The organism is Paenibacillus zanthoxyli JH29 (assembly GCF_000520715.1).
Classification (GTDB): domain Bacteria; phylum Bacillota; class Bacilli; order Paenibacillales; family Paenibacillaceae; genus Paenibacillus_AQ; species Paenibacillus_AQ zanthoxyli.
In genome coordinates this window covers 1-3,304 of sequence record NZ_ASSD01000541.1, presented here as the reverse complement: position 1 = coordinate 3,304, position 3,304 = coordinate 1, and the positions used below count along the sequence as shown (strand labels likewise).

The 3,304-nt window shown below is 58.2% G+C and carries 4 protein-coding genes; all 4 read left to right on the top strand.

Annotation, left to right across the window (positions count from 1 at the left end; genetic code table 11):
* A partial coding sequence (locus tag L691_RS0121060; protein ID WP_025692316.1) for a vWA domain-containing protein occupies nucleotides 1–889 on the top strand: 889 nt, incomplete at its 5' end.
* Between the two features lie 39 nt (nucleotides 890–928).
* The gene (locus L691_RS0121055; RefSeq protein ID WP_025692315.1) at nucleotides 929–1,570 is read left to right on the top strand and encodes a hypothetical protein; all 642 of its coding nucleotides are present in this window, start codon (nucleotides 929–931) and stop codon (nucleotides 1,568–1,570) included.
* Between the two features lie 140 nt (nucleotides 1,571–1,710).
* The gene (locus L691_RS0121050; RefSeq protein WP_025692314.1) at nucleotides 1,711–2,967 is read left to right on the top strand and encodes a TRAFAC clade GTPase domain-containing protein; all 1,257 of its coding nucleotides are present in this window, start codon (nucleotides 1,711–1,713) and stop codon (nucleotides 2,965–2,967) included.
* 39 nt (nucleotides 2,968–3,006) lie between these two features.
* A partial coding sequence (locus L691_RS29655) for a GAP1-N2 domain-containing protein (protein ID WP_456320018.1) occupies nucleotides 3,007–3,304 on the top strand: 298 nt, incomplete at its 3' end.

The following is a 3,304-nucleotide window of genomic DNA, read 5'->3' as shown; positions in this document are numbered from 1 at the left end:
CGCCCCCAGCCGCTACTCGGCAGCCCGGGACCTTGTGATGCGGATGGATGGGGATAACAAGGTCGCGGTGCTGACTTTCAGTGATGAGGCGGCGGTCATTCAGCCTCTGACCTCGCTTGGGAAGGCCGGGAACCGGGAGCAGGTGACGGCGGCGATTAACACTCTGCGGACGACCCAGGGCGGAACGAATCTCAGCGGGGCGCTGTCGGAGGCGCTAAATGTCATTAACGGTGACAGTGCCGCCGGCCGGGGAGCGATGGTTATTCTGCTGTCGGACGGAGTGAGCCGGCTTGATACCAGCACGGAGCTTCAGGCGTATGTGGACCGCGGCATCGCGGTCAACACCATCGGACTCAGCCTGAGCGATCCTTCCGGTCCTGCCCTGCTGAAGTCAATCGCCGCGACAACCGGCGGACAATATTATGATGTGACTGACGCGAACCGGCTGGCCGAAATTTTCCGCCAGATTTACGACCGTCTCGGCGACCGGACGCTGGTTACGGAGCGGACGGACAACACGCAGCACAGCCCTTACTACGGGGCCCTGCGTATTCTGTCGCTTGTATTGATCGGCGCCGCGCTCGGGCTCGGGCTTGGCATCGTCTTTGACAACCGCCACCTGGCCAAGAGTTTCGGCCTGGGAGGCATCGTGTCCGGCTTCCTGGCCGGCTTCACGCTGGAATACGGCCTGAGCAGCCATGGCTTCCTGAACGCGATGGTGCGGCTGCTTGCCGTGCTGCTTCTGACTGGCGTAATCGCGCTGTTCACCGCAATCGTTCCGGTGGGAGAAGGGCGCCTGACCCGGAGGGGTCGGGGAGAAGCACAGTCATCCCCGCGACCGTCGCAGGGTTTTCCGGCACGCGGGAATCGAAGCAGCAAAGGCTTCTAGCAGCAAGGTAAAGATCACTTGGAAAGGGGCTGTGCGGCGATGAGGTACATCGAGCATTCACCGGACTTGCCGGCGATCACGGGTATAACCTCGCGCGTGGAGGACCGGACCTGCACGCTCCGGTGGCACTGGCCGGACGGCTTGCAGGCGGTCTATATCCATAAAGGCCCGGGCGGCGGAGAGCATCCGGAAGAGGACAGCCGTCCGCCTGACGGTTTGAAGCTGTACACGCGTGAAGAATACAAGGCGGTAGGCGGTTATTATGACCGTCTGGAAGAAATTGGTCTGGTCGTCTATACCGTGTTTGCCCGGGTGACGGAGAACGGGGAGACCCTGCTGGTCCGCCAGAGGGACGGCGAGAACCGTACGACCGTCAGCGCGGGCAAGGCCCGGATCTATTACGCGATTGACCGCAAGCGGGGCTTGTTCCGCAAGGAACAGACCGTACATATGACCATTACGGCGGAAGTTCCCGTCGGCAGGGAGGTCCTGTGCTATGTCAAAAAGCGCGGCGGTTATCCGGCGGATAAAGAGGACGGCATCCGCTTTCCCTTTGTCCAGGATTTCGCGCCCGGACGCAACGCTCTTCCGCCGATTGAGATCGGCAAGGATGATCACATCCGTATCTTTTTTACCGACGGGCCGAAATATGGCCGCTACTATGAGCTGGTGCCGGAATGATCGGGGCAGGGGGTCTGCGCCGTCCGCATGGAAGCTGTGTCCTGTAGGGCGTACCTGAGTAAGCTTCGAGACCATGGCTGCACTTTGTGGGCTATTTTGAAAAGACGCCGACAGGCGTTTCTTCTTAGGAGGGAGAACATATGTCTTTTTTCAGCCGCTTTTTAAAAAAGAATCAGCCGCAGCCGCGGCCGCTTTTTTATGATATTGTATGCCCGTACTGCTTCAGCAAATTTGCTCCCTCGGACGTGGTCTTTCGGGCCATGCACAGCCGGGAGGACGATGAAGATTACGCGCTGGGCGAAGACGATGTGCTCAATAAATACCGTGAGCGGTTCGGACTCGATTCGGTGGACGATCTCGAAGCGATCATTCCGCCGTCCGACATTCCGGAGGAGCATCATCATTATACCGATCATGTGCTGACCGGCCTTACCGACCGCTACGGAAAGCTTACCCGCAGACGTCTCTGCCCATACTGCCACAACGAGCTGCCGGTGACCGCTGGGAAGGTGCCGAGCAACATCATTTCGATTATCGGCGCGTCCCAGGTCGGCAAATCGGTCTACATGACCTCGCTGATCCACACGCTTCAGCATACAACGGCTGGACATTTTGGCGCCGCCTGTATGCCGCTGAACGCCGAAATCAGCCGCAAATTCCGCAGTTTATACGAGGACCCGCTGTTCGAGCGCGGTGATCTGCTGTCTTCGACCCAGAAGGAGAGGATGCAGGAGCCGTTTATTTTTCAATTCGTGTTCAAGAATGAGGAGAAGCCGCCGCTGACGCTCGTCTTCTTCGATGTCGCGGGAGAGGGCATGGTCGATCAGGACTATCTCGGGCTGCACGGCCAGCATATCAAGAATTCGGCGGGGATCCTATTCATGGTCGATCCGCTGCAAATTCGTTCCATTCGTGAAAAAATCCGCATCAATATCGGCGACCGCCCCGGCGAATGGGTATCGCAGTATGATGAACCCCGGGACGTGGTGCTGACGATGTTCGGCGATTTCATCGCCTATCAGGAGAAGAGCAGAACGGATATTCCAACCGCCGTTGTGCTGACCAAGAGCGATATGCTGCACTCGCTGAAGGACGAGGACGGGGATTACATTAAAGCGAACAGCAACGTGTTCAACAATTACGTTCACCGCGGGACGCTGAATATGGATGAGGTCGGCAATATCGACGGCGAGATCAGCCGTTTTATCGGGAAGGTGGACCGTCCGTTCAAGGATACGATGGATGTGTATTTCTCCAATACCGCCTACTTCGCGGTTTCGGCGCTTGGCAGCAATCCCGTCGATCAGAAAATCGAAGGCGTCGTCAGCCCCATCCGGGTGGATGAGCCGTTCCTGTGGCTGCTGCACAAGCTGAAATTCATCGAGGGGAGCGATTAAGCGGTGAGTATTCATTCGGAAGCCGGCATCGCCCAGCAGATGTATACCCGTGAACGGCGCGGTGTCTACCGCTCCACTGAGGGCTTTGACACGGTGGCGAAGTCGGAGAGTCTGGACAATAATTTCGTCAAAAAAATCCTGCACCCCTTCTGCTTGTACGACGCTCCGGCGGAGCTGGCCGCTAGAGGCGAGAAGGACGAGTCACAGTATCCGCCCGCGCTGCATCTGTTCCATCTCGAGAGCGGGGAGACCGTGCTCGGACAAAGTGTCTTCCAGGCGGCGGATTTCACGGGTCTGCGCAGCGCTTTTTTTACCCACAACTATGTTCTTCCCGCCT